This window comes from Zavarzinia aquatilis (assembly GCF_003173035.1).
In the GTDB taxonomy this organism is placed as follows: Bacteria; Pseudomonadota; Alphaproteobacteria; order Zavarziniales; family Zavarziniaceae; genus Zavarzinia; species Zavarzinia aquatilis.
On sequence record NZ_QGLE01000019.1, the window covers coordinates 11170 to 34883 of the forward strand.

Here is a 23714-nt window from a genome sequence, read left to right on the forward strand (position 1 = left end):
CCGAAGGTGGGCGCAACGGGATCATTCGGCGGGCACGCCCTCCAGGACAAAGGGAAATCGACGAAGCAGGCGTAATCGTCGACGAAACGGGCCGCCTTGGGACTGTCAAAGTCACTTGACCGCTTTAGAATGGTGCCGACCGGAACCGGGACCGAGGACGATGATCGCCATTTCACACGGCGGCGCGACGGACGCCAGTGCGGCCGCCAGCGGCCGGCAGGGCAGGACCGCATTCGCCTTGGCCGCGGTGCTGGTCTATGTCTTCGGGCTGATCGCGCGTGATCGGGCGATCGACGACAAGGCGGTGCTAATCGTCTTTTCCCTGGTCATGGACACGATCTTCGTCGCCCTGCTGATCGTCAACCAGAAGCTGATCGACCGCCGACCGCCGACCTCGATCGACCTTGCGGCCTGGGGCTTCATCCTGCTCCTGGCCGGCGGCTCGACCCTGTCCATGGTGGCGATCGCGCTCTTTGCGGAAACCCTGACCGGGCTCGGGCTGAAGCCTCTGGCGCTCTCCCTGCCCCACCGCTTCATCTATTACTTCTTCATCTTCCTCTCCTTCAATTTCGCCGGCCTGTGGCTGCGCATCCAGTTCAGGGCCAATCGGACGGCGTTGAGCGCCGCGGCGGCGGAATCGGCCGCCGCACGGGCCGAAATGCAGCGCCTGCGACAGCAATTGGCGCCTCATTTCCTTTTCAACGGCATCAATTTCGTCGCCGTCGAGATTCCCGAACGGCCCCAGGTCGCCCTCGACATGCTCGGGGAATTGTCCAGCTACCTGCGCTATTCGCTGGAGGCCGCCGATCTCGCGGCCGTCCCGGTCTCGGTCGAAATGGCAGCACTGGAGGCCTTCCTGAGGGTCCAGTCCATGCGCTTCGAGCCTGGCTTTTGCTACAGTCTGGCGGCAGACGACGCCGCCCGCGAATGCCCGATCCCGCCCTTCCTGGTCCAGGCGATGTTCCAGGAGACGGTCCGTCCGGGCGCCGCCGGCGGTGTCGCGGTCGACATCCGTTTCCGGCGCGAGGGGAGCGCGCTCGTCGTCACACTCGCCGGCCTCGGCGGCGACATGGCGGATGCCGGGCTGGCGGCCTTGCGCAACCGGCTGGAGCTGCTCTACCCCGGGCGTTACAGGCTGGACCAGGGCCGGGAGGAGGGCCGTCCGGCGCTCACCCTCAGGTTGTCAGGTGCGCCGTCATGAGGGTGGTGATCGCCGACGACGAGCCGGCCGCGCGGCGCGGCGTCAGCCGGCTGGTCCGGGCCGCCGGCCTCGACCTGGTTGGCGAAGCCGCGACGGTGGAGGAAACTGCGGCGCTGATCGCCGAACATCAGCCCGATGCCGCCTTTCTCGATATAGAGATGGGGGATGGCACCATCTTCAACCTGCTGACGACCCTGCCCAACCCGCCCAAGGTGGTCTTCGTCACGGCATTTTCCGGCCACGCTCTGCGCGCTTTCGATTTCCAGGTCGTCGACTTCCTGCTGAAGCCGGTCGCCGCCGATCGCTTCGGCATCGCCGTCCAGCGTCTGACTCAACGCATCGGCGCCGACGCCGTCCTGAACCGCCTGCACCGCCCGACCCCGTTCGAGCAGCAGACCCTGCAAGTCGCGACCAGCCGGGGCCTCTGTCTGATCCCGGCGCGCGACATCATCTATCTGGAGGCGGAACGGGACTTCACCTATCTGCATGTGCAGGGCAGCGCCCCCATGCTGGCCAGCCTGCCGCTTGGCCGCTTCGACACGCTGCTGCCGACACCGCCGTTCCTGCGCATTAACCGATCCCTGATCGTCAACGCCCTGCAGATCGAGCGCATCGTCCCCATCGACCGCAACACCACGCAAATCCATCTCCGGGGCTTCCACACCCCGCTTCAGGTCGGCCGCTCCGCCCGCGGCGCCCTCCGTCGGATGCTCGGCCCACTCACGACGGAAGGCGACATCGCCCCCTGACCAATCCACGGGGGCTCTCTCGCCGCCGGGCCCCCTGCCCGAAGCGATCGGCCTCCGACAGCGCCGACGCTGCACACATCGGAACCTTGCCAAATGCCGTGTTCGGGGCCAAACAAGCATAGGGGCATACAACCCCTGGACATCAGATCTGCGGCGGGGCAACGACAGTGAGCAGTTTCTACGAGCGGCCGATTCTGAACTCGCCCTATCGCGCGCCGGAACTGCATCATCCGCTGGACCAGAACGGGCAGCCACTGGAAGGCGAGCCGCGGCGCGGGCGGCGGCCCTCGCGCTTCATCGTCCCCGTGCCCGCCTCGCGGAAGAAGGCGTCTTCGGCGCAAGCCTCCCTCGATCTCGAGACCTATAGCGAAAACGCCCTGATCAATGAGGTTCGGGGCTATGTCGAGCGCTGGCGGGCCTTGCGCAATCCGGCCGACTGGGGTGTCACCGCGGTCACCCAGCGCCTGCTGGAACATTGGCGCCATCATGAATTCGTCGGCCCGCGCCCCTTCTTCTGTCAGTTGGAGGCTGCCGAAACCATCATTTGGCTGACCGAGGTCGCACCGAAGCGCGCCGCCACGAAAGGCTTGCTGGACCAGATCGGCAAGGCCAACGAGGAAGCCAATCCGGCCCTGTTCCGCCTGGCCATGAAAATGGCCACGGGCAGCGGCAAGACGACGGTGATGGCGATGCTGATCGCCTGGCAGGCCGTCAATGCGGCCCGCAAGGATTCGAAGGACTTTTCCCGCGCCTTCCTGATCGTCACCCCGGGCATCACGATCAAGGATCGGCTGCGCGTGCTCCTGCCGAGCGAGCCTGACAACTACTATGAAACGCGGGAGATGGTGCCGCCGGAAATGCTGCCCGAGATCCGGCGCGCCGAAATCGTCATCACCAATTATCATGCCTTTCAGCATCGCGAGACTCTGGCCCTGCCGAAGGTCGCGCGGGCCTTCCTGCAAGGCAACGACCCCGAACCGCTGCGCACGACCGAAACCGATGCCGACATGTTGGAGCGGGCCTGCGGCAGGCTGCTGCGTTTCGAGCGGGTCAACGTCATCAACGACGAAGCGCATCATTGCTACCGCCACAAGGTCGGCGGCAATTCGGAAGGCGCGCTGACCGCCGACGACAAGAAGGAAGCGGCCGAAAACGAGGAAGCCGCCCGGCTCTGGATCAATGGTATCGAGGCGCTGGACCGCAAGCTCCCGAAAGGCGTGCGCGCCGTCTACGATCTGTCGGCGACCCCCTTTTTCCTGCGCGGCTCGGGCTACGAGGAAGGCACGCTGTTCCCCTGGGTCGTCTCCGATTTCAGCCTGATGGATGCGATCGAGAGCGGCATCGTCAAGCTGCCGCGCGTGCCGGTGACCGACAACCTCGTGCAGGTCGATACGGTCGTTTATCGCGACCTGTGGAAGCACATCGGCAAGGACTTGCCCAAGACCGCCACGGGCGCCGCCAAGCTCAGCCCCTTCGACCTGCCCAACACCCTGAAAACCGCCCTGAACGCTCTCTACAGCCATTACGAGGGCGAATTCGAGCGCTGGCAGCGCGCCGGCATCGGCGTGCCGCCGGTCTTCATCGTGGTCTGCCAGAATACCGCGATCTCGAAGCTCGTCTTCGAATGGATCGCCGGCTTCGAGCGCGGCGATGCCGAGGCGGGCGAGCGCGCCGCCTTCCATGCCGGCCACCTGGAGTTGTTCCGCAATTACGACGACCAGGGCACGCGCTATCCGCGCCCACGCACGCTGCTGATCGACTCCCGCCAGATCGAATCCGGCGATGCCCTGGACAAGGGGTTCCGCGACGTGGCCGGCGCCGAAATCGAACAATTCAAGCGCGAATTGGCAACGCGCGAAGGCGCCGCCGCGGCCCAGGGCGAAACCAGCGAAAGCGCGCTTCTCCGGGAAGTGATGAACACCGTCGGCCGCCCCGGCCGCTTGGGCGAGCAGATCCGCTGCGTCGTCTCCGTCTCCATGCTGACCGAGGGCTGGGATACCAACACGGTGACCCATATCCTGGGGGTCCGCGCCTTCGGCACCCAGCTCCTGTGCGAGCAGGTGGTGGGCCGCGGCCTGCGCCGCCGCTCCTACGAGTTGAACGAGAAGACCGGCCTGTTCGACGTCGAATATGCCGACATCATGGGTATCCCCTTCGATTTCACCACCTCGCCCCAGGTGGCGAAGCCGACCGCGCCGAAGCCGGTCACCCGTGTCCACGCGATCAAGGAACGGGCCGCGCTGGAAATCACCTTCCCGCGGGTCAGCGGCTACCGCCGCGACCTGCCGTCCGAAAAGCTGGAGGCGGTCTTCAGCGAAGACAGCCGGCTGGAAATCACCCCGGCCGACATCGGCCCCACCTCGGTCGTGATGGAAGGCATCGTCGGCGCCGGCGTGACGATCACGCCGCAGGTGCTGGAACGCCTGCGTCCGTCGGAGATCAGCTTCAACCTGGCCAAGCACCTGCTCTATACCAGTTTCCGCGACGAGGATGGCTTCCCCAAGCAGCATCTCTTCCCGCAGATCCAGCGCCTCGCGAGACGCTGGATCGACGAGGGCTATCTGGTCACGCGGGGCGTTCCGGTCGGCGCGATCCTCTATCAGGACCAGCTCGCCCGCGCGGCGGAGAAGATCGACATCGCCTGCACCCGGGGCAGCGAAGGCCGCCTGCTCGCCGTGCTCGATCCCTATAATCCCAAGGGCTCGACCCGCTTCGTCAATTTCATCACCTCGAAACCCTGCTGGAAGACCGGCGCGCAGCCGCCCCGCTGCCAGATCAGCCATGTCGTGCTGGACAGCAGTTGGGAGGAACAGCTCGCCCTGACACTGGAAGGCCACCCGCGCGTGCTGGCTTATGCCAAGAACCAGGCGCTGGGCTTCGAGATCCCCTATCTCGACGGCGGCGTCACCAGACGCTATCTGCCGGATTTCCTGGTCCGTCTCGATGTCGGTGACGCCGAACCGCTCAACCTCGTCCTCGAAGTGAAGGGCGCCCGGGACGAGAGCGACAAGGCCAAGGCCCAGACCACGCGCGACCTCTGGGTGCCCGGCGTCAACGCGCTGGGCGGCTTCGGTCGCTGGGCCTTCGCCGAATTCCGCGACTGGGCGGTGATGGAAGAGGATTTCGCCAGGCTGGTCGAGACTTTGAGGGGGCAGAGCAAGTGACGACGTCGTTCAAGACTCACCCTGCCGCCCTCAAGGACCTGATGCGGGACTGCCACGAAGGAAAATTGCAACTGCCGGATTTTCAGCGCGGCTGGGTCTGGGACCAGGACCGGATCGTCGATCTTCTGGCCTCGGTTTCGGAGGGCTTCCCCGTCGGCGCGCTGATGACCCTCGAAGCGGCGGGGGAAGTCGCCTTCGCCGTCAACCCGATCGAGGGAGCACCGGCGGCCAGCAAGCCGCTCGAAGCCTATCTCCTCGACGGGCAGCAGCGCATGACCTCGCTCTACCAGTCGACGTCGAGCCGCAATGCCGTCAAGACCCAGACCGCCAAGAATAAACCGGTCAAGCTCCACTTCTATTTCGACATCAGGGCAGCCCTCAATCCGAATGTCGCCCGGCGGGATGCCATCGTGGCGACACCAGAAGACCGGATCATTCGGGAAGATTTCGGTCGCAGGATCGCGCTCGACCTCTCGAACGAAGACGCGCAATTCACCGCCCTCCACTTCCCGATCGACCGCATTTTCGATGCCCAGATCTGGATTCAGGCGGCACTGACCTGGGTGCTGCAGGACATGGAAGCGCGTAAGGACCACATGGCCCTGATCAACGAATTTTCCATCCGCGTGATCAACAATTTCACAGACTATCACGTTCCGGTCATCGCCCTCGGCAAGGACACCAGCCGGGCGGCGGTCTGCCTCGTCTTCGAGAAGGTGAATACCGGCGGCAAGCCGCTCGACGCCTTCGAGCTCGTCACCGCCATGTATGCCGGCCAGACATTCCGCCTGCGCGACGACTGGAAGGCCCGGCGCGACAGGCTGGCGAAGCAGCCGGTTCTCGCCAACGTGGAACCGGTCGAATTTCTTCAGGCCATATCGCTGCTGCATACCAAATCCGTCCGGGCAAGAGCCGAGGCCGAGGGCAAGGAGCCGCCGGCGATCAGCGCGACCCGCGCCAGCCTGCTGCAACTGCCCCTTTCGGCCTATGTCGCCTATGCCGGCATGGTCGAGGAAGGTTACATCAAGGCCGCGAAATTTCTCCATGGCCTGAAGATATTTCGCGCCCGCGACCTGCCCTATCAGACGCAGCTTGCCCCCCTGGCGGCGATCCTGGCGGAACTCGGCGAGACCTGGGAACACGACGCGGTGCGCAAGCGACTGGCGCAATGGTATTGGTGCGGTGTATTCGGCGAACTCTACGGTTCAGCGATCGAATCCCGCTTCGCCCTCGATATTCGGGATGTTCCCCGCTGGATCGCCGGCGGGCCACTGCCCCAGACGGTCGATCGGGCTGATTTCCGCGAAGAGCGTCTGCGCACCCTGCGTTCCCGTCTTTCGGCCGCCTACAAGGGTGTTCACGCCCTGCTGATGCGGTGCGGCGCCGAGGATTTCATGTCAGGCCAACCCTTCGACCAGACGGTATTCTTCGACGAGAACGTCGACATCCACCACATTTTTCCCGAAGCCTGGTGCAAGCAGCCGGCCCAGGGCATCTCACCGGACATCTACAACAGCATCATCAACAAGACGCCGCTTTCGGCACGCACCAACCGCATCATCGGCGGGGTCGCGCCCTCGTCCTACCTCTCGCGTCTCGAGAAGGGCGGCGGGCAATTGCCGGCGATCCCCGCCGATCGTCTGGAGAGCATCCTGAAGTCTCACGAAATCGACATCGCCCGCCTGCGCGCCGACGAGTTCACCGCCTTTTTTGACGACCGGCGCGCGCGCCTGCTGCGTCTGATCGAGGCTGCCATGGGCAAGGATGCCGTGCGGGAAACTGTGGCGCCGCCCGACCCCGATGACCATTACAGCGATGAAGAGCAGGAAGCGGAAGTGCAGCACGTCGGCGAACACGAGGAAACGATCTGATGGCCCGCAGCCCCCGCACCCCCGCCGGCAAGTCCTCGAAGCAGGTCGATGCCCTGAAGCACAACGAGGCGACGCGCCGCAATATTCCGACGGCAGAGATGGAGAGTTTCTTCCGGCGGGAGGAAGACGCCTCGCCCATGGCGCCGAAGCATTACGCGCGGAGCCGCCCCCTGCCCGAAGGGGCGGTGCGGACGGAGGAGGAACCGCGCGCGCCCGAGCTGATCTGGAACGGCGTGAAGATCACCATCACCGACGAACAGATGAAGCAACTGGCCGAGACCGGCAGCCTCACCCTGTCGGACGCGCAACTGGTCTGGCGCGGCAAGGACCGGCAGGACTGGAGCGACCTTATCGTCAACGTCCCCCCGCTCTATATCCAGGAAAAAATCCACCCCAAGGCGATCATCGACGACCTGAAACGCCGCACCAAGGCGAAGCGCGAGGCGGAGGCGGAAATGCCCGACCTCTTCGCCGATTTCAACGGCCTCGACCCCGAAGCCCGGGCCGAGTTCTACCAGCACGACCAGCACTGGTCGAACCGCATGATCCTGGGCGACAGCCTGCAGGTGATGGCCAGCCTGTCGGAACGCGAAAGCCTGCGCGGCAAGGTGCAATGCATCTATTTCGACCCGCCCTATGGCATCAAGTTCAATTCCAACTGGCAGGTCTCGACCCAGAGCCTAGACGTGAAGGACGGCAAGCAGGCCGATATTTCCCGCGAGCCCGAACAGGTGAAAGCCTTCCGCGATACCTGGAAGGACGGCATCCATTCCTATCTCACCTATCTCCGCGACCGCCTGACCGCCATGCGCGACCTGCTGACCGAAAGCGGTTCGATCTTCGTGCAAATCGGCGACGAGAATGTGCATCGGGTACGGGCGGTGATGGATGAGGTGTTTGGAGCGGAGAACTACGTTGCGGACATCGCCTTTAAAACAACCAGTTCGTTCACTAGCTCCACCTTAGCCAGATCATACGATTTCATAATTTGGTATGCGAGATCATCTGCGTCCGTGAAGTACAGGGTGCCCTACGCACGCAAAGCATTAGCTGACGACAAAGGTGATCGCTTCACTCGGGCTGAAGAACCCGACACAATGAGGCGCTTTCTCAATGCGGAAGAGCGGGAAAACGAGGCGGCAATAAGCCCAAATTTGCGCGTATATCGTCATGATAATGCGTATTCTCAAGGCAGGGCATCGGCACCGCAGCCATTCACGTTCGAGGGCCATGTATTCGACCCGTGGAAAAAAAATTCGCATTGGAAATGCCACCACCCTGTAGGAGTGCAGCGACTGGCACGAGCGCGACGCCTTGCTCTACCAACAGCCAACTCAATATCTTATGTGCGGTATTTGCGAGATTTCGACGCGCAAAGCCTGAGTAATGTTTGGTTAGATACACAGACCGGCGCCTTCACTGACGACAAAGTTTATATTGTCCAGACAAACGCAAAGGTTATTGAACGCTGCATTCTGATGGCCACGGACCCCGGCGATCTTGTGCTCGATCCGACCTGCGGCTCGGGCACCACCGCCTATGTCGCCGAGCAATGGGGCCGGCGCTGGATCACTGTCGATACCAGCCGGGTCGCCCTGGCGCTGGCGCGCACGCGGCTGATGGCGGCGCGTTATCCCTGGTATCTACTGGCCGACAGCCGCGAGGGCAGGGCCAAGGAAGCGGCCTTGAGCCAGCGCCTGCCGGCCGATACGCCGGTGCAGGGCGATCTGCGTCAGGGTTTCGTCTATGAACGGGTGCCCCATATCACCCTGAAGTCGATCGCGGACAACTCGCAGATCGACGACATCTGGGAGAAGTTTCAGGCGGTGCTGGAGCCGCTGCGCGACGCGCTCAACGCCGCCCTCGGCGAAAATTATGAGGAATGGCAGATCCCGCGCGAATTGCCGGCCGGGGCGCCTGCCGCCGCCGCCGCGGCGCACGAGAAATGGTGGCAGGCGCGCATCGCCCGCCAGCAGGAGATCGACGCTTCGATCGCCGCAAGGGCCGATGTCGAATATCTCTACGACAAGCCCTATGTCGACACTGGCCGCATCCGCGTTGCCGGGCCCTTCACGGTCGAGAGCCTGTCGCCCCACCGCGTGCTGCCGGCGAGCGAGGACGACCTGGCTGCCGATCTCGAAGCGGCCGAAGGGCGGCGTTCGCCCGCCGACGCCGCATTGGCGGGGCAGGATTTCGCCGCCGTCGTCATCGACTACCTGCGGGCCGAGGGGGTGAAGCAACAGGCCAAGGGCGACCGCATCACGCTCGAGAACCTCGCGCCCTGGCCCGGTAACTTCATCGGTGCCAGCGGCACCTTCGTCGAGGGCGAAAACGGGGCCGAGCGGCGGGCGGCGATCCTGATCGGGCCGGAATATGGCACCGTCGGCCGTCAGGACCTTGTGGCTGCCGCGCGCGAGGCGGTCGATGCCCGCTTCGACGTGCTGATCGCCTGCGCCTTCAATTTCGATGCCCATTCCTCGGAACTCGGCAACCTCGGCAGTCTCAAGATCCTGAAGGCGCGGATCAACCCCGACATGCATATGTCGGCGGAATTGAAGAACACCGGGCGCGGCAACATGTTCGTCGTCTTCGGCGAGCCGGATGTCGAAATCCTCGACGACGGCGGGCCGGATATCCGCGTGAAGGTGAACGGCGTCGACGTCTTCGACCCCAACACCGGCGAGATCCGCTCCAACGACACCAAGGGTATCGCCGCCTGGTTCATCGACACCGACTATAACGAGGAGAGTTTCTTCGTCCGCCACGCCTATTTCCTCGGCGCCAACGATCCCTACAAGAGCCTGAAGACGGCCCTGAAGGCCGAGATCGACGAGGACGCCTGGGCCACCCTCTATGCCGATACCTCCCGCCCCTTCCCCCGGCCGAGAAGCGGCCGCATCGCGGTCAAGGTCATCAACCACTTCGGCGACGAGGTGATGAAGGTGTTTGGGGTGTGAAATGGAGAAACAGTTTGAACCCAACGTTCCGTTCGTGAAGCTGGAAATCAACATTCCGGACTATGTGAAGCAGGACGGCAGCACGGCTTCGCAACCATTCTCGAAGAGCAAACACGACCTGTATCGACCGCGAGACCTGAAAGTCAAAGGCAACGGAGACGGAGATCGAACGAACTATTTCAAACTGCATCTCGTCCGAATGCGGGAAAAATTGGGCCGTCCCGTGCCGTACAGGTTTCGCGACGCCGAGGGCCGAAAGCGTTCAATGGATGCGGGATGCCTGAAATTCGTGAATGGGCAGGGGCTAGCCACGTTTGTCTTGGACAATGGCTACATCGTCGCTGTCGATCCGACGCCCGCGCTAATTGCCGAGTTCGCCGAGCGCGCTGGCATTGCGAAGCCAGCCCTGCTTGTGCAGATCGGAGCGGGCAGAGGCGGAATTCCCCACCCTCCCGAACTCAAGGGGGGCTCGCTCGTCAGCATCCCCAAACCCGCAGATATTGCCAATGACCTCAAGGATATTTGGAATGACACTTCGATCGGCTCGACCAGTCGCCAACAACTGATCGACGCACGGATCGGCCAGGGCACGTTCCGAAAGGAAGTTCTGCGCCTCTGGGGCGGCCAATGCGCCGTGACCGGGTGCGATCTCCCGGAGGCTATCCGGGCTTCGCATATCGTTCCCTGGCGCAGTGCCGACAATCGTGAGCGGCTGACCCCGGCGAACGGCTTGCCCCTGATCGCGACCCTTGATGCGCTGTTCGACGCTGGCCTGATCTCATTCGACGACGACGGCAACGTCCTTTTCGCGCCAAGGCTCGACCAGGAGCACCGCAAGCTCGTCCCGGCGCCACGGCGCCTGACCCGGGTGCCGAGTTCGGCGACCAAGGCATATCTCGCCCGTCACCGGGCCGAGCACGGGTTTAGGTCTTGAGCAGATCGCCATGAACTTCCTGATCGCGGACACGTTCACCGCCTCTTTCAACCGCCTGGCCGGCCCGGACCAGAAGGCGGTGAAGGCCAGTGTCTTCGATCTTCAGATGGACCCGGCCGGCAACGGCTTGCAGCTGCATCGCGTCGACAACAGCAAGGACCCGCATTTCTGGTCGGCACGGGTCAATCGCGACATCCGCCTGATCGTCCACAGGACGGGCGACAGCCTCCTTGTGGCCTATGTCGGCCATCACGACGATGCCTATGGCTGGGCGGCGCGGCGCCGGATCGAGGCGCATCCGCGCACCGGCGCCATCCAGATCGTCGAAGTGCGGGAGCGGGTGGAAGAGGTCGCGCCGCAGACCACATTCGATTTCACCGTTCCGCCTCCTCCTGTAGGCGGCGATGCGTCTGGACCGCCGCTGTTCACCGCGCTGGACGACAATGCACTGCTCTCGATCGGCGTGCCGATGGACTGGCTGGCTGATGTCCGCGTCGCGAGCGAGGAGGGGTTCTTCGCCCTGGCGGCCCATCTGCCGGCGGAAGCGGCCGAGGCATTGCTCGAATATGCCGCCACCGGCCGCCTGGCGGTGCCCGCCCCGGTGCCGGCCGATCCCTTCGCCCATCCCGACGCCCTGCGGCGCATTCGCCCCATCGCCGACCAGGAGGAACTGGCGCAGGCCCTCGCCTTTCCCTGGGAGAAATGGGGGGTGTTCCTGCACCCGTCCCAGCGGGCGCTGGTCGAACGCTCCTTCTCCGGGCCGGCCCGTGTCGCCGGATCGGCGGGGACCGGCAAGACCATCGTGGCGATTCATCGCGCCGTCCGATTGGCACGGGAAAATCCGAAGGCACGGGTGCTGCTGGCCAGCTTTTCCGAGCCCCTGGCGGCAGCCCTGGCCAAGAAATTGCTCGTCCTGGCGCCCGAGACCGGCGGCGTGGTGCCCCGCATCGTCACCGCCTCGTTCCACGGCATCGCCGAACAGATGTTCCAGCTCGAACATGGCGTCCGCCCCCGCATCGCCAAGGACAGCGTGCTGCGCGAGCGCCTGGCGGCAGCCGCCGAGGCGCAGAACCTGAAGGGTTTCACCGAACGCTTCCTGCTCTCCGAATGGAGCAATGTCATCGACGCCTGGGGCCTGGAGTCGCTCGACGATTACGCGACGGTCCAGCGCATGGGCCGGAAAAACCGTCTCGGCCCCAATCAGCGCGCCCACCTGTGGCCCGTGTTCCAGGCCGTGCGCACCACCCTCGCCGCCGAACGCTATACCACCTGGGCGGAAGTCTTCGGCGGTCTTGCGGCGGCCCTGGCGCGGCGCCCGTCGAAGCATTTCGATCATGTCCTGGTCGACGAGGCGCAGGACCTCGGCCCGGCGGAATTGCGGTTCTTCGCCGCCCTCGCCCCCGCGACGGCAGACGGACTGTTCCTGTCGGGCGATGTCGGGCAGCGGATTTTCCAGCACCCCTTCTCCTGGGCCGGCCTCGGTGTCGACGTGCGGGGCCGCTCGCACACGCTGAAGGTCTGCTATCGCACCTCTCAGCAGATCCGCCGCGCCGCCGACCGGCTGCTGCCGACGGTTCTGCGCGACACCGATGGATTGGAAGACGAGCGCCGGGGCATCGTCTCGGTATTCGACGGTCCGGCGCCCGACGTGATGGCCTTCGGCAGTACCGCCGCCGAAGCGGAGGCCGTGCGTGGCACGGTCGACGGCTGGCTGAGTGAGGGGATAGAGCCCCGGGAAATCGGCCTGTTCGTCCGCACGTCCGCGCTCGTTCCGCGCGCCCGCGCCGCCGTCGCCGGATTGGCCGGCGAAGAGCAGATGACGACCGCGCCCATGAGTCTCGCCAAGGGGTTGGAGTTTCGCGCCGTGGTCGTGATGGCCTGCGACGAGGGCACCCTGCCGCTCGACGAGCGCGTCGCCGATGCCGCCGACGAAGCCGAACTCGACGACATCTATGAGACCGAGCGTCGCCTGCTCTATGTCGCCTGCACCAGGGCGCGCGAACACCTGCTGTTGACCGGGGTCACCCCGACCTCGGAATATCTGGCGGACTTCGCACACGCTTGATCGCCCTTGCGGGCGATCATCGATGCACGACGATATAGGAGGGGCTGTCCGGCCCTTCGATCATCGCATTGAGCGCCGCGAGTTTCTGGGCCTGGTCCTGCGCACTGGCCCCGAAGTCGAAACGAAGCGGAATGCCCCTCGGGCCAGCCCAACAGCCGAACCCCTGGTCGAAAACGATGGTGACCGCGGTCGAATCGTCGAATGACAAGACCATCTCGCGGGCGTGCCGATCCCTTCTCAAGACCATCGACCCGTTCATGCCGAACCTGCCGAGGACGGCTTCCGTCGTTTTCACGCGGTCGTCGTCGGAACGCCAATCATGGACGGCCTGCCACGGTCTTCGGTCGTCATATCGCGGGTCCGGTCGCCAAGGCTCGCTGACCAGCGATACCTGCACCTGCCCCGCCTTCCCGACGGATTTCGAAAGTGCCCCGATAAATTCGCAGGCAAGGCGCACGGTCAGCGGATTCTTGAGATAGCGATCGAAATATTCGACGCCGACGAGATGGCCCGCCCGCCATCCGCCGACACGCTGCAGCAAGGGTTTCGCGCATTCGAGCAGACGAGCACCGAAGCCCGAAAGCGGACCATTGCATTCCGTCGTGAAGCTGATGAATGCGGCATCGGCGCGCGGCTCCATCAGGTCCGCGGGGACCGCCTCGACGTTATCCTCGAGGTGCCAGGTCGCGCGCAAGATCGGCGCCTCGGCGGCGACACCCCAGGCATCTCCCAGAATACCGGCCCCGCTGTCACGGGTAGCCCAGATCTCCCTGCTACCCGAGGCTCCGAGAGCCGCCAGCGCAACAGCGCCGTTCGGAAAGCGTGGTGCTGAGCCTGAGCGCAACACGATGTCGAAGCGGGCCGCCAAGTCCCGCAACGCCAGCCGCATGGCATCGTCCATGCCGGCCAATATCTCCCGCGTCAGAACCAGGACCAGTGGGCGCCCCGCGTGCTGGAGAGAGGCCGCCAGACGGGAGAACGGGCCGCTTCGCAATGCTGCGACGTTCGGATGTTCGCCCCAGATGGTGACACTTCCGGCACCTGCCGCCAGTTCGTCGACCAGATTGTCGCTGAAACTTGCGCCGGACACGAAGTGATCGACTGGAGCAGGCGTGGCCAGGGCGCCCATGCGCGTCTCGACAAAGGCCAGTGCCGACTGGCGGTCGATGATCTTCTGCTGCTCGTGCAGATCGGGCGTCAGGACGCAGGCCGAACAGCCGTTGATGCAGCCCTCGACACCACAGTCGAGAAGGCCGCGGATCGGCCCGAGCAACTTAGCAAACAGGTCCTGCGCCCGTGGCGAAAAGCCGGCGCCGCCCGATGCGTGATCGAACAGGAATATGCTGTGGACCCAACCGCCGATCGCCGTCGACCGGCGCTCGATCCACAAGCCCACCTCGTTCAATTCGACGCCAAGCTCGCGCGTGAGCACCGTACGCAACGCGGAACCGAACGCCCAGGCGGCACCAGGCTGGTCCAGCCCGTCGAGCTGCAACTCGAAAACGTCGGTGCGAATCTCGTGACCGAACAGGATGTTCTGCTTGACTGCAAATGGCCGCGACGCGCCAGGACATTTTCCATCGTCGTCGGCTTTGGTGTAGCGGAGCGGCCGGTGCGACGCGAAAGGCAAATTCTCTGGCGCGTCCATCGCCTGTGCCCGTCCGCAATGCAGACATACCGTATAGCCGTCGCCCAGCCCGCCCCCGGCGCTCGAGTAAAAGACCAGTCCATTCGCGCTGCTGCGAGATCGCCCGAGCTCCGGCACCCGCAGCGGATGCCAGGCACTCCCACGGGCAGCGACAATTGGCGCCTCGGGCGGCACATAGGCAACAATGTCGGCATCGGAATGGGCTGGTCTAGGTTCCGCGGCGAACCCCGCCGGTCGCAGGTATTCCGCCTGCCACAGCGGATCCCCAGCCGCACCGCATTCGGAACATTCGCTGACACGGACCCGATGCGTTCCAGCGGCACCGCATTGCTTGCAGTGCCAGACGAACCCCAGGCTCTGGATATCGCGGGCATCCTTATCGCCGGCGGGTCGCTTCCAATTGAGTGTAACCCCGGCCGATCGGTATACGAGACCGTCGATGACGACGTCGGCACCGGGTGCATAGTCCCGCATCGCCTGGTCCAGATTTCGGCTGGCGAAAAAACGCCGCCGAAATGGGCTCCCTTCTTCGGCCGCGCCCTCGTCCCGATCCGGCTCGTCCTTGTGGATGAACTGAACCACCGCTGTCGGGAAGCCATGTCCCGGGAGCACTCCGCGATCGGAAAGATCGGACAGCAGGAATTCACCGCACAAGCGCTGAAGCTGGAAACCGATCGCCTTCCTGGCAATTTCGCGATCCAGCCCGACCGCCTGCGACTGCAAGCCGTCCCATTCAGCTCGGAATTCACCCTCGGCCGTTTCCACCGCCGATTTCGCGCTCTCGAATATGCCCTTGTCGTTTTCCAGTACCGAGCCGCGGAGCAATTCACCCATAGCGCCGGCCATGGCCTCCCTGACGCTGGGCTTGGCAAGCCAGGCACGGAAGGCAACGGACGGCGGATCAGGCAATCGCTCCTTCCGCAAGTCGGCGGGGAAACCATAGAAGGCCCCCGCCTTGGTCGTCGTCGCATCACCGTTCTGTCCGCGGACAAAGGCGGCGAGCAGCAAGGCGTTAGCGTGCCGCTGAACGAGCGGCGCAGAGTCGAGAGAGACCCGCGGCGCGGCGACGGCCCGACCTAGAAAACGCAGCGGCTCGCGGAAGGCTTCCCATTCGATCGGGTTATCCCTGCAATAGGTAAAAGCCATCGCCGTCGCTTGCCGCCGCCGACCGGCGCGCCCGACGCGCTGTCGATAATTGGCGATCGACGGCGGCACATTCGTCATCATCACCGTGGAAACGCTGCCGATGTCGACACCCATTTCCATCGTGGTCGAGCAGTTGAGAATGTTGATTTCGCCGCACCGGAATTCGGCCTCGTAATTGCGCAACCGCTGTGACGGCTGTTGTGCCGAATGTTCGGCCGCACGCGCATAGGGGGATCCGAGGGCGATCCGATCGTGGAGATTTCCCCATAGGCCTGTGACGCGCAATTTGCGCACGCCTTCGTCGTCCGCCAGCCAGCGGCGAACCAGTTCCTCGTCGCCGGGGCTGGTCATGAACGGGGCCGGATGGCGTGGCATCTTGATCGGTTCCGCCAGCGCACCCGAGCCACGTGTCAGACCCGTGGTGAGGCCGTAAGGGGAATATCCGCAGAAGGTGGTATCGAGCACGCGCCGCGTGACCGGACACCGCCATGCATCTTCCACCGGCGCGATCACGGCATCGCCGAGCTCCAGGCGCATATCTGCACCACTACCGACGGCTGTGAACAAAGGCCCTAGATCGAACCACGCTTTTTCAAGGAGCTCGTTGATAGTTTCGCGGTCCCCGCGTTCCTCGGCATCCAACCCGAGGCCAACCTCCAACAAACGGGGTAGTGAACCGCGATTGCCGATGTGGTCTGGACGAATTTGCGGCCAACGAATTTCCGTCTTCGCGGTAATCGCGCTCTTGGGACCGATCAGTCGTTTCGGTGGGATGCCGGGTTGCAGCCAATGGGCATCATTGCCCCCGATTCTGATGGCGAAATAGTCGCGCGCGGCGATCGTCAGGCAGAGGTAAAGGAAATCGCGCCAGTCTTGGATTGCCTTCCCGCGTGTTCGCAACGCGTTCGGCGTTCTACCTTCGGGCAGGTTCTCGATTGCGGCAAATCTCAGCTTCGCCAGCCCCATGGTTTCGACCGAGTTCGCCTGCTTCGTGCGGCGCGCGAGTTCCCGAAGCAGCAAGAGTTCGGCAAAACGCTCCCGCCCCTTCACCGGATCCCCGAAACGGTCTGGATCACGCTTCGCCCAGACCTGTAACATCCAGTGGCTGACGTCGTGCTGCTCGCTCAAGCGGCTTCGCACCACTTCCCACGGCAGGCCGGCATTTGACTTGGTCAATGCTCGTTGCTGCTGCTCGAGGAATGGCACGGCCGCCTCGGCCGCGGCGCCGCCCAAGCGGCGCAACTCCGTGATGGCTGCATTCACTCTAGCCAGATCATCGGCAACTGCTGGATCGACGCGCAGGGAGTCTTGAACAGCGAAATAGATCAAGGCACGGATACGGTTTCGCTCGGCCGCATTCTGCAATTTGGCGGATAGTCTCGCCGTACCCTGGCGGCTGTCGGTGAACGACAGTAACTGCCGCCCCTCGGCAGGACTCCCATACCCCGACGGCGGGCCGGAAACCGAGATATCGGCGCCTTCCAGCAGCAGGGGACTCGCGTTCGTCAAGATCGTCGGCGCGCCAAAACGGAACGGCCTTAGAATTTGCGGCCGCCTTCGCGTGCCTGCGCCGGCACAGGCCGGACAATATTCGGGATCCTCTCGGTCGTGAGCCGACAAAGCGACAAGGCCCTCCCCTGGCTGATCAGCCACCGCCCCACTTCGCGGGTCGACATTCATTGGTCGCCCATGACGCAGCCGACGAACCGCAATAAGCCGATCGATTCCCGGTGCGCTCGGCCCCGTGCCGTCGTCATCGGACGAGGCAGCACCTTCTTCCTCGGAATCCCGTGCATATTCGTCTTCGCGCTCCCCGTCGTCGCGCGAACGCAGAATGCGGTTGTCCTCGACGGCATCGAGGAAGGGCTCGCCGCAGTTCCGGCACGACACTACCGGCAGCACCCTGCCGCCGCACTCCGGGCACTGGTCGACGGCTTCGGGCAGTAAGGCGCCGAAAGGCCATCCGTCAGCTCGCCCTGCGCAACTGGGGTCGAGGCAGGTCCAAAGTCCCGGTATCGCGCGGTGGAATACATGGAAACGCAAAGGCAGCAGGCGATGGCCGGCTATTTCGGTGCGGGCGAGCGCGAGTGCGAGCGCTTCCGGCTCCAACTCTGTCTCCGCTAGATCCCTGGCCACCGACGGCCAGTCCCGCGCGCCCTTTGTCAGTTCGGCGATTTGTTTCTGTACCAGCGGATTACGCGCCAGCCGGTCATCCGTCGAACGGGCATCGCGCCCTGACCAGGAAATATCGGCAAGGCTTTTCTCTCGATCGACAGGCGGCAGATCCGGCATATGGCGATGGCCGACGACGACATGCACATGTTCTGCCGGCGCGCCAGAAACATCACGCAAAAAGCGGCGCAGTTCCTCGGTGACGTCCGCCCCTTCCCCGATCGTCGCCGACGTCGCAACAAAGCGGACCTGCGCGGGTGTAACCCCGAAAGACAATAGGACCCGGCGAAGAAGCAACGCGATTTCGGCGGCGTTCGAGCCTGTGTAACTGTGGGCCTCGTCGAGGATGATCCAACGCAACCGCCCCTGCGACGCATCGAGGATTGGTCGGTCCTTGCGACGTACCGTCAGATATTCCAGCATCGTCACATTGGTCACGAGAATTGGCGGCGGGTCCGCTCTTAGTGTGCGCCGACACAAAATCTGCTCGGGCACCTGCCGCTCCCGGCCGGCCTTGTCGTCATCCGGCATTTCGCCGTTATAGAGGGCATAACGAATCTTGCCCTTGAACGGCCTTGTCCATTTGCCCAATCGATCTTGCTGATTGGCGATCAATGCGTTGAGCGGGTAGAGCGCGATCGCACGGACGCCGCTCAAGGGACCGGATTGGCCTTCCGCTTCCCGCGCCAGATCGTCGAGCAGCGGCACCATGAAGCATTCGGTCTTGCCGGACCCGGTGCCGCTGGTTACCAGGATCGACTGCGGCTTGGGATCCGTGAGGTAACGCCAGGCCTCGAGCTGATGCTTGTATGGGTGCCAGTCCCTCCCGATTCGGGGATCGCCAGGTTGATCGAGCGCATCGACGACTTTCGAATGAATTGTCGTGCCGGCGAGTGATGCCAATGTCTCTTCGGCTTCAATGAAGGGAAACGCGGCCTCGACGATCGGTTCCTGCAACAAGGCCCCAGCACCGATATCCCGCCCACCAAACTTGCGCCGGATTTCCTTGGCCAGTGCCGGGTGATTGAGCCCGCTCAGGCCGAGAATGGCCTCGACCGACCGCTGGCGGATTTCCTCTACCACTTGAAAGGGCGTCAACCTGCGCATTCATTCTTCCCCGATTATCGTTCGGTATTCAGCAGGGCCGCGGCATAGGCCGAGACGTAATAGGTAGGATCCACGGCGGCAGCTTCCTTGCAGCGCCTTATCTGGGTGGGCGTCAGTGTAATGCCGGACTTCGCGGCCGACGCCGCGGCAACCGGAGCATCCAGCGATTCGAGATGCATCGGATCGAATTTTGTTGCGAACGACTCCGGAAGAAATGCGGCGAGTTCCGAAGTGCGAAACAAACTCGTTTGCTTGGACACACCCAAGTCGCCACGATCATAGGTACGCCGTACAAAATCTTGGGCGGCATCGAGAATGGAAGGGATCGAACGCGGCCTTGGGATCAGGTTGGCCGCAGCCAGGGCGGCCGCCACGACCGGATCGAGATGGCCTGTACGGCTCGCGGCAGCATCGACCGTCTGTTTTCCCAGGGCCGCCGTCGCCGCAAACTCCCACCCCGCCTTGATGAGTGGTTCGGCAATACTTCTTCCGAGCGCATTCGCCGCCGCCCGCCATGCGTTCAGTGGCAACGCGGCCCAAAGAAAGGGCAACTCGGACTCGAGACGCCAGATGGTGGCCTGGGCGGCCTCGTCCGCCGACAAAAGCAAATGCGCAAGAACAATCGGGGCATATGCAAGAGCCACCAAGGCATCGAATGTCGATGCCGGCAGCCCATTCAGCGAACTGATCAGATCGCGGAGCCAACGAATGTCTTCACCGGCACTGTCGAGGTCCGCCGAAATGGCCCGCATCCGATCGACGATAGCCGCGTGGCGATCCGACGCAGAAATGATGAGTGCCGTCGCAGCCAAACCACCGCTTACAGGGGGCGGCGGACCGGGACGGGAAACGATGGACGGTCGGGATCGAACGACGGGGCCGCTGCGCAAATAGATCCACCACGTTCCGTCCATGTCGGCGGGCAGGTCGACCGAAGGCCGGTTCACGAAATCGGCGAAATCGAGCGAGGCCAGTTGATGTTCCTCGGCAGGCGCGATGACTGGCCTGCCGGCCAGAACAAGCATCCCGCCGCCCGTGTCATGGATCCCAGCGATCGAGACAACACCGTCGGCGCAACGGACCTCGCTGTCAAAGAGCCGGACCCGCCACGGCGGAGAACTATTGCCGATGATGCTCAGTGAACACCAAGCGTCTATCCCGGCCGAGGCGAGATCGCTCCGAATCCTCTCCGATAGAGGGCGTAAACCAACCTCTTGGTCGCCGGAGACATAACGCGCCGGCACGCCGATCTCCGCATGCTTGAGTTCGCAGCAGAGGGTCAGTTTTCCCCCACCGAAGGCGACGAGGTCGCCCAGATCCGCCGGCGTTATCTCCGACCCTGGCGGGACGATACGGCCGTCCCAGCCCGCGATTCCGTCAGGCAAAGGAAACGGCAGCGCAATCCTGATCGACCGGCCGGCATTCGGCATTCGCAGCGCGAATATTACCTGCCGGCTGGGATGGCTGAAGAACGTGAACGCAAAGCTGTTACCCGAATGCCGCTCTATACGAAGCCCTTCAGCAGGCTCCGGCGCTATCTCAAGCTCACCGAACCCCTCGAATTCGTAGCGCCAACCCCCGGCTTCGCGCTCACGGCGTACTCTTGCGGATCGAGGAACGATCGCGGCTCGGACGCGATCCCGCACGAATCCAGTCTGCGCATCGCGCCACATTACGTCGATCACACCGGCCAAGGGCCGACGCCGTGCCCACTCTTCCCATGGATCACCGCCGCCGCGCCGCCACAACAGTTCTTTGTCGAGTGGCTTGACCAGCGTCCGTCCCTTAAAGCAGCTCACCGTCGGCGCCCCGGCAAATACCGACAGACCATCCGCCCCGTCAAAGTCCTGCACCAGGAACCCACGGAGTTCGATCCGGTCGCGAAACTCTTCGGTGGCGTTTGTCTTGATGCAATAGAGCAAGCCGCCTTCAGCGCTCTTCACCAGAACGGATTGATCGACAAGCCATAAGCCACGGCCATCCGCTGTCCGGCCAATTGGCAGGGGGCCACCATCACACGGAGTCTGTTCCCAGCTCAAAGTCCAGTCTTCGGGCGCTGTCACGACAACGCGCTCGGCCCGCAGGCTGGCCGATCCATGTGCGGCGAGGATCAAGACGGTCGGCCCCGTCGCGTCTTCCTTGTCGATATTGAAGGTGATGACGTCGCTACGCTCCGGTTCACCACCGGGCCATGGCATCACGCGCGCGGCCCCATCGGGCGACTGGATGAGCACGTCGATCGGCACATCAAGCGGCACGTTGTCGAGTTCGGTGCGCCGCGTCAGCGGGCGCAGCCGCCAACCATCCTCGTCTTCGCCCGGTGGATCCAGAAAGGCCAATTCCTCGCCCAATATGCGCGCCAGCACTCCATGGGGATGAACCCCCAGCCTGGCGCCCGGCCTGGCCAAACCGCTGAGCGCGCCGGCCTTGATCTCGCCGCCGAGCGACAGCCTCAAGCCGCTGCTCCACCCTTCGGGCGTTCGTCGCAACACCCGCACGCATCCGGCACCGCCACTCAGGCCGCGCCCAATTTTTTCTGCGGCAAGGATCCCATCGACCAGTCTGCGCGCGGCATCCGTATCGGCCCAAATCGGCAGTTCGTCGCGCCACCCCGGCCGAATCTGATCGAGCACCGTCGACGGCGTCAGGCCGGGAGCAACGGCTTCTGCTTGGCGCCGCAGTTCGACAATCACAAATGCGAGATCGGCCGCCAGCGCGATGAACGCCGGCTGACGATAAGTGTCACGCAATTCATCCCTTGCGGCGTCGGCCACTGCGAAGGCGTCCTCAGGCGAGGGCATGGCCGCGAGGCCGAGCAGCCGCCCGACGACCCCTCGGAGATACCGCGGCAGCCAACCTTCACCGGCCGCCAAGACACGCACCGGAAAGCCGCCTTCCAATGCGACCGTCAGCAATCGGTGGCGCTGCCCCATACGCTCGACGAGCGGGCGTCGCCACCATTTCAGCCCCTGTTCCAACAACTCGCGCCATTGCGCGTCGGACAGACTTGCCCCGATTGCCCTGCTCAGATCGTCATATTTGCGTTGTCCGCCCTCATAATGGAGGCGGAACCAAGCCGATGCCCAAAGCGCAAGCAACGCCGCATCGTTCCCCTTGCCGTCCGTCAACCGGCTCGCACGCTGCCGCAGCAGCGTTTCCAATTCTTCATAATCGTCAGCGCCTAAACGATAGCGATGCAATGGGCGCCCGTCAGGTGCAGTCAGCCCGCAACGATCGAACAGCCGGACGACCGGCATCGGTTTTGGCGGGCCCGGAACCGATGGCGGCACAGGCGACGTGCGCCCGGACTGCGACTTCGCCCGAACCATTTCGCATACCACTTTGAGGCGCAGACGCCCGGCATCGGTCGATTTGTGATGCTGAAGCTCATCAGCGACCTCCTTCAGCCGCTCATAATTCCCTCTCGCTGACTGAAATATTTTTTCGAGTTTCTGTAACGTTTCGGAGCATAGAGGACGTTGATTCATTTCCAATACTGCCTCCGCTCTACGATTTTATTATATGAATTCCATTTTTTCATGAAAAATATTTTCTTATTATTTATTTTCTTCTTTCCGACAGCAGCGCATCAATCTCATAAAATTGACCAGAACTTAACTCGAACAACCATTTATTGAGGGCTCAGTTGCCGCAGCGGTGGCCGCTAGATAGCCATTGACCCAGATGGCCTTTGATTGTGGCACGCAAAAGAGCGCACCCATAGAGGTATTATGGATGTTTCAACACATCCATGACCATAGACAACTTATGAATACGAATTTCTCGCTGGTGGTGTTCCTCCCGGTATGGCACCGGCGTGGCGTCGATTCAGTTGCCCGGGCAGGAGAAAAGGTCTGTCGCGGCCTTGCGGGCATCCTCGACGGCACTGAACCGTTCATTATACCGGATGCCGAGAACCTCGACCGTATAGACGTCCTTGAGGACATTGCCATGGTTTGCGTGCTTATGGACACGTGCAACCAGGGCGCCCTCGAAATAGCCGCCACACCCATAACTGTAACTGTCGCATGTTTCCCACATCAAGCTGCCGACACGAATAGTCGCTTCGCGCCGCCGGCCATGCGCCTTCCGCTCCTCGAGAGCTTCGCGATAGCGGAGGGTTGCAATGTCCTGAGGGTTACGCTCCAGAAGCCAAGGAATATTCGCCAGCTCTGCCCTCACCTCGCGCTCCGTCATCCAGGGAGCTCGAGCGATCTTGTCTTCGATGGTCTTGGTCATGGTGTCCTTCATCGGGGTTTCTCGTCATTACGCCAGTGGTCCAACAATTCCTGCACCGCCGCATCCCGCTCGCGATGCCACTGCTGCTACCTGAGCTGACCTGACCCCCGCGAGTTCATCCGCTGTGGAGTAGAGTCCGACCGAGAAGGAAGGGCTTTGAGATGAAGCGGAAGCCGTTCAGCGAAGAGCAGATTATCGGGATCCTGAAGGAGGCGGAGGCGGGTGCGGTGGTGACGGAGCTTTGCCGTCGCCACGGGCTGTCGAGTGCGACCTTCTATGCCTGGAAGGCGAAGTACGGCGGGCTGGAGGTCTCGGAGGCGAAGCGTCTGCGGGCGCTCGAGGACGAGAACGCGAAGCTGAAGCGGTTGCTGGCGGATGCCATGCTGGACAACGCCGGGCTGAAGGAACTTCTGTCAAAAAAATGGTGACGCCCGCCGGCAGGCGAGAAGCGGTCGCGCATC

Annotated in this window: 10 protein-coding genes and 1 pseudogene; 8 read left to right on the forward strand and 3 right to left on the reverse strand. The window is 63.5% G+C overall.

Annotation, left to right across the window (positions count from 1 at the left end; translation table 11 throughout):
- Positions 1 to 160 precede the first annotated feature (160 nt).
- The 7 genes from DKG74_RS20285 (at position 161) to DKG74_RS20315 (ending at position 12941) form a co-directional block, all read left to right on the forward strand.
- The gene (locus DKG74_RS20285; RefSeq protein WP_109908007.1) at positions 161 to 1201 is read left to right on the forward strand and encodes a sensor histidine kinase; all 1041 of its coding nucleotides are present in this window, start codon (positions 161 to 163) and stop codon (positions 1199 to 1201) included.
- Positions 1198 to 1950, forward strand: coding sequence for a LytR/AlgR family response regulator transcription factor (locus DKG74_RS20290; protein WP_165837789.1), 753 nt, complete (start codon positions 1198 to 1200; stop codon positions 1948 to 1950). The genes DKG74_RS20285 and DKG74_RS20290 overlap by 4 nt, the downstream gene beginning before the upstream one ends.
- A 167-nt stretch (positions 1951 to 2117) precedes the next feature.
- Complete coding sequence (locus DKG74_RS20295) at positions 2118 to 5114, forward strand: BPTD_3080 family restriction endonuclease (protein WP_109908009.1); 2997 nt, start codon at positions 2118 to 2120, stop codon at positions 5112 to 5114.
- Positions 5111 to 6985 carry a DUF262 domain-containing protein gene (locus DKG74_RS20300; RefSeq protein WP_207779443.1) on the forward strand — a complete coding sequence of 625 codons (1875 nt, stop codon included), beginning with the start codon at positions 5111 to 5113 and terminating at the stop codon, positions 6983 to 6985. The genes DKG74_RS20295 and DKG74_RS20300 overlap by 4 nt, the downstream gene beginning before the upstream one ends.
- Entirely contained in the window at positions 6985 to 9942 is a 2958-nt protein-coding gene (locus DKG74_RS20305; RefSeq protein WP_109908010.1) for a site-specific DNA-methyltransferase, read from the forward strand. The genes DKG74_RS20300 and DKG74_RS20305 overlap by 1 nt, the downstream gene beginning before the upstream one ends.
- Position 9943: 1 nt before the next feature.
- Positions 9944 to 10876, forward strand: coding sequence for an HNH endonuclease (locus tag DKG74_RS20310; protein ID WP_109908011.1), 933 nt, complete (start codon positions 9944 to 9946; stop codon positions 10874 to 10876).
- A gap of 10 nt (positions 10877 to 10886) precedes the next feature.
- Positions 10887 to 12941 carry a UvrD-helicase domain-containing protein gene (locus DKG74_RS20315; RefSeq protein WP_109908012.1) on the forward strand — a complete coding sequence of 685 codons (2055 nt, stop codon included), beginning with the start codon at positions 10887 to 10889 and terminating at the stop codon, positions 12939 to 12941.
- 16 nt (positions 12942 to 12957) lie between these two features.
- On the opposite strand, the gene DKG74_RS20320 is transcribed toward DKG74_RS20315, so the two are convergent.
- The 3 genes from DKG74_RS20320 to DKG74_RS20330 all read right to left on the reverse strand — a co-directional run bounded on the left by DKG74_RS20320 (position 12958) and on the right by DKG74_RS20330 (position 23253).
- Positions 12958 to 19014: a DEAD/DEAH box helicase gene (locus tag DKG74_RS20320; RefSeq protein ID WP_109908013.1), complete on the reverse strand. Its 6057-nt coding sequence runs from the start codon at positions 19012 to 19014 to the stop codon at positions 12958 to 12960.
- A gap of 14 nt (positions 19015 to 19028) precedes the next feature.
- Positions 19029 to 22502, reverse strand: coding sequence for an STY4851/ECs_5259 family protein (locus tag DKG74_RS20325; protein ID WP_133251657.1), 3474 nt, complete (start codon positions 22500 to 22502; stop codon positions 19029 to 19031).
- A 340-nt stretch (positions 22503 to 22842) separates the two neighbouring features.
- The gene (locus DKG74_RS20330) at positions 22843 to 23253 is read right to left on the reverse strand and encodes a hypothetical protein (RefSeq protein ID WP_133251658.1); all 411 of its coding nucleotides are present in this window, start codon (positions 23251 to 23253) and stop codon (positions 22843 to 22845) included.
- Between the two features lie 161 nt (positions 23254 to 23414).
- Here DKG74_RS20330 and DKG74_RS20335 point away from each other — a divergent pair.
- Positions 23415 to 23714, forward strand: a pseudogene (locus DKG74_RS20335) (transposase); the annotation flags it as partial.